This is a genomic window from uncultured Rothia sp., assembly GCF_937976295.1.
Taxonomy (GTDB): domain Bacteria; phylum Actinomycetota; class Actinomycetes; order Actinomycetales; family Micrococcaceae; genus Rothia.
Window position 1 is genome coordinate 1 of the sequence record NZ_CALJRY010000018.1, and the last position, 3,928, is coordinate 3,928.

Annotated in this window: 3 protein-coding genes and 1 pseudogene; 1 reads left to right on the plus strand and 3 read right to left on the minus strand. The window is 61.1% G+C overall.

Going from position 1 to position 3,928, the window contains the following annotated elements:
* Nucleotides 1–530 (minus strand): annotated as a pseudogene (locus Q0216_RS00435) (extensin); the annotation flags it as partial.
* A 19-nt stretch (nt 531–549) separates the two neighbouring features.
* Nucleotides 550–1,143 (minus strand): ABC transporter substrate-binding protein, encoded by a 594-nt coding sequence (locus Q0216_RS00440; RefSeq protein ID WP_298591970.1) that lies wholly within the window; start codon nt 1,141–1,143, stop codon nt 550–552.
* Between the two features lie 251 nt (nt 1,144–1,394).
* Here Q0216_RS00440 and purB point away from each other — a divergent pair, with 251 nt between their 5' ends.
* Nucleotides 1,395–2,828 carry an adenylosuccinate lyase gene (purB, locus tag Q0216_RS00445; RefSeq protein ID WP_298591973.1) on the plus strand — a complete coding sequence of 478 codons (1,434 nt, stop codon included), beginning with the start codon at nt 1,395–1,397 and terminating at the stop codon, nt 2,826–2,828.
* A gap of 125 nt (nt 2,829–2,953) precedes the next feature.
* On the opposite strand, the gene Q0216_RS00450 is transcribed toward purB, so the two are convergent.
* The gene (locus tag Q0216_RS00450) at nt 2,954–3,838 is read right to left on the minus strand and encodes a di- and tripeptidase (RefSeq protein WP_298591976.1); all 885 of its coding nucleotides are present in this window, start codon (nt 3,836–3,838) and stop codon (nt 2,954–2,956) included.
* Nucleotides 3,839–3,928: the final 90 nt, after the last annotated feature.

Sequence of the window (3,928 nt, forward strand, 5' to 3'; positions counted from 1 at the left end):
AGAATACCCGCGATGATAGGCGAATACGGCAGCATCCAAGATGCCGAGAAGTACCCAAACTCGGGAATGGTGAGCTTGATGAGGTATTCAGCTTCGCCGGGTTTTCCGGCGATGAGTCCGCGCAGGTGGTCCCGGGTGCTGCGTCCGTCAGGTAGCTTGCCGTCCTTTGCGATGCCCATGGATTCGAACCAGCCTGCGACGGTGTTTTCGACCTGCAGGTAGGAGCTGTGGGCGACTCTGACAACAGTTGCGGTGGCGCCGAACTTTGCGGCACTCACACCGAGGTCTGCAGCGAGGCCGGTGCAGAGAGTGGCAGCCAGCTGGGCGCGTCCGTTAATGCCGAGGAAGAGTCGGGTCTCATTGGCGATGCCGAGAATGGGCATGGTGCGGTCGGCGCAGGTGCGGCTGACGGTGTCGAGGCCGTCGGCAATGGCGGGCATTTCTTCGAGGGTAACGCTGATGGTGCCTGCGGTGGGCCCTGCGGAGTCGGTGAGGTCACCGATGGGCGCAACGGTGGGTCCGGTAATCATGGTGTCTCCTGGGGTGGGGTTAGTGGGTTCGGATGAGCGAGCTCAGCCCGTCGGGCAGGTTCACGTGCATGAGTGAATCCAGCGTTGACTGGGCTTTTTGCACGCCTGAGCGGGCGATGATTTCGCCGGGGTCGAGCTTTTCGAGAACGTCGGCGGCGCCGTCGGCAAGTTTGCCGAGTAGCCCGTCTACAACGGAGGCGGCGGCTTGGATTGCCTGCGCTTTGGCGGTGAGGTCGTTAGCGAGTTCTTCACCGGCGGCGGCGATCATGGCGGCGGCACCTTCGGCTTGTTCGGCCTGGTGGCGGATTTTGTCGCGGTGTTCTTGGAGTTGTCGCCGGTAGGCGCGTCCGGCTTCGGATGCCCAGTGGTCGCCGTTAAGTTCGTTGGCGCGTTGGTGTGCGGTGCGGATTTCTTGGGCTTCGGTGCGCATCCTGTGGGAGAGTTCTGCCCCTTTGGTGCGGGCGAGCGTGGCGGCGGCCATGAGCTGGCTTGCGAGGGCGTGTCCGGCTGCGGTGCCGATGCCCATGTGTCCTGCTGCTCGGAGGATGTCGGTTGGCTCGATTCGGGGCAGGTGGGGTGCGGGTGGTGGTGCGGTGTCGACGATGGTGTTCATGATGTGTCCTTTCGCGGCGGGTTTGTTTTAGGCTAAATCTGCCGCGGTGACTGTGCAGGCCGGGTGCGCCAATCTGTGGATAACTCAGGCTTGTTTCGAAAAATTCGCACGTTTTTCGCCCTCAAGACCCGAAAAATACCCCTTCCGCACCCCCTCGTTTTGTCATATTTCTGCAACTAACCGAGCCACCCGTCACGTCCATATGCTCTGCCCGCCTCTTTTTTTCGGCGAATTCATGCAAAAATAGAGTTATGTCTCACACCAATAACACCTTCTTGCCTTCTGGCCGTATTGATCTGGGCACCGGCGAACTTGCACTGGGCCCCCTGGACGGACGCTACGCATCCGTGACCGCACCCCTGACCAACTACCTTTCTGAGGCGGCGCTGAACCGCGACCGTATTCACGTTGAGGTTGAGTGGTTCATTTATCTGTGCGAGCACGAGGTGCTGCCGGGCCTGTCCCCGCTGAGCGAGGAGCAGAAGAAGGGCCTGCGCGCCATCGTGACCGATTTCAACGCTGATTCTGTGGCGGAGCTGGCTGAGATTGAGGCTGTCACCGTTCACGATGTGAAGGCGGTTGAGTACTACATTGGTCGCCGCCTGGAGGGCCTGGGTCTGGGCCACCTGGTGCCGCTGGTTCACTTCGGCTGCACCTCCGAAGACATTAACAACCTCTCCTACGCGCTGGGTATCAAGGATGCCGTTGAGAACGTGTGGATCCCTGCGGCGGAGGAGCTGATTGAGGTTCTGCTGAAGCTGGCTGAGGACGGCCGCGACGTGCCGATGCTGTGCCGTACTCACGGTCAGCCGGCGACCCCCTCCACCCTGGGCAAGGAGATGGGTGTGCTCGCCTACCGCCTGAAGCGCCAGGTCAAGCACGTGAAAGCGACCGAGTTCCTCGGCAAGATTAACGGCGCGACCGGTACTTACGCCGCGCACTATGCGTCGGTGCCGAGCGCTGATTGGCAGAAGATTTCTCGTGGTTTTGTGGAGCACCTGGGCCTGACCTGGAACCCGCTGACCACTCAGATTGAGTCGCACGACTGGCAGGCTGAGCTGTACTCGGATATCGCTCATTTCAACCGCGTGTTGCACAACCTCTGCACCGATGTGTGGAGCTACATTTCGATTGGTTTCTTCCGGCAGATTCCGGTGGCTGGTGCGACCGGTTCGTCGACCATGCCGCACAAGGTGAACCCGATTCGTTTCGAGAACGCGGAGGCTAACCTGGAGCTGTCGAACGCGCTGCTGGATTCGCTGGGTTCGACTCTGGTGACTTCTCGTTGGCAGCGTGACCTGACTGACTCGTCGGCGCAGCGCAATATTGGTGTGGCGTTTGGCCACTCGGTGCTGGCTATCTCCAACGTGGTGAAGGGTCTGCAGCGTCTGGATATCGCAACCGATGTTATTTCCGCTGACCTGGATGCGAACTGGGAAGTTCTGGCTGAGGCTATCCAGATGGTGATGCGCGCTGAGGCTATCGCTGGTGTTCCCGGCATGGAGAACCCGTATGAGCGTCTGAAGGAGCTGACTCGCGGTCACCGCGTGGATGCCGCTCGCCTGAAGGAGTTCGTGGCTACTTTGGGCCTGTCCCCCGAGGCTGAGGCGCGTCTGTCTGCACTGACTCCGCACACCTATAACGGTATTGCGGCTCAGCTGCTAGATCACGCGAAGAACGCTTAGTCCGTAGCAAAGGATCAAACAGAAGACCCCGGGTCCCTGTGTTGAGGGATTTGGGGTCTTTAGCATGTTGGGTCTTTAGCGTGTTGGGTCTTCGCTATGTTCCGGTTTTATGACCGGCGAAGATTTTAGCGGCCGAGCATGCGGCGGTGGCCGGTTTCGGTGTCGTTGCCCTTGCCACGGGTAAAGACCTTGCCGGCTACCTTACCTGCGCCTTTGACGCCCTTGAGCAGGGAGCCAGCCACGCCTCCGGAGGAGCCGTCCGAACCTTCGCCGCCCCGTACGCGCGGTGCACGCGGGGTAATCATGAGCTCTGCGGGGAAGTAGGCGGGTGCGTCGCCGAATGCTTGGCGGGTGTTGCGCACGACGTCCTTGCCGAGGGTCAGGTTCGCGCCACCGCCAACGACTGCGCCCACGCCGAAGGGCAGGGCACGGCCGAGCAGTGCACCGGTCTGGCGGGTGAGGAAGCGGCGGATGAACATGTTGCGGATGGTACGTTCGACGCTGAACATCTTGCCGTTGGAGGAGTTGCCGAGTAGCATGCCCCACTTGTTGGAGACGCCGCCTGCCTTGCCGGTCTGCAGTAGCACGGTGTTCATGAGCTGGGAGCCTTCTTCGCCGAGCATGATTGCCATGACCATGGCGCGGGCGGTTTCGGGGTCGTGTACGTGCACGCCGTGCAGTTCTGCGACTGCCTGGGCGTAGAGTGCGGTGCGTTCGAGGTAGCCGCCGACTGCGAGCGCCGACAGGCTCATGGAGGTGACGGTACCTACGCCGGGTACGAATGCGGATGCGCCGGTGACGCCGCCGATGGCGGTAATGTCGCGCAGGTAGGTGCGGTCGAGGCGCTTGTGGATCTGTTCGGGGGTTTCGTCGGGGTGCGCTTCACGCAGTTTTTTGACGATGGACAGCGCGAGCGGTCGTTGCATGCGCAGTACGTTGTCGAGGGTGTTGGTGAGCGCGGGACGGGGGTTGCCGTCTTCATCGAATAGAGACTTCTTCGGGTCAAGCATGCTCTCAGTAAATCACGGCTTGGTGAATATTTCCTGAATATGGGGCCTGTGGTGGGGTTTGGGGGGTGAAATTTCACCGAGGGCGTGGAG

Bases quoted from the DNA above. Each gene is read 5' to 3' on its own strand.
- Q0216_RS00440 (WP_298591970.1), bottom strand. From the start codon at position 1,143: ATGAACACCATCGTCGACACCGCACCACCACCCGCACCCCACCTGCCC.
- purB (WP_298591973.1), top strand. From the start codon at position 1,395: ATGTCTCACACCAATAACACCTTCTTGCCTTCTGGCCGTATTGATCTG.
- Q0216_RS00450 (WP_298591976.1), bottom strand. From the start codon at position 3,838: ATGCTTGACCCGAAGAAGTCTCTATTCGATGAAGACGGCAACCCCCGT.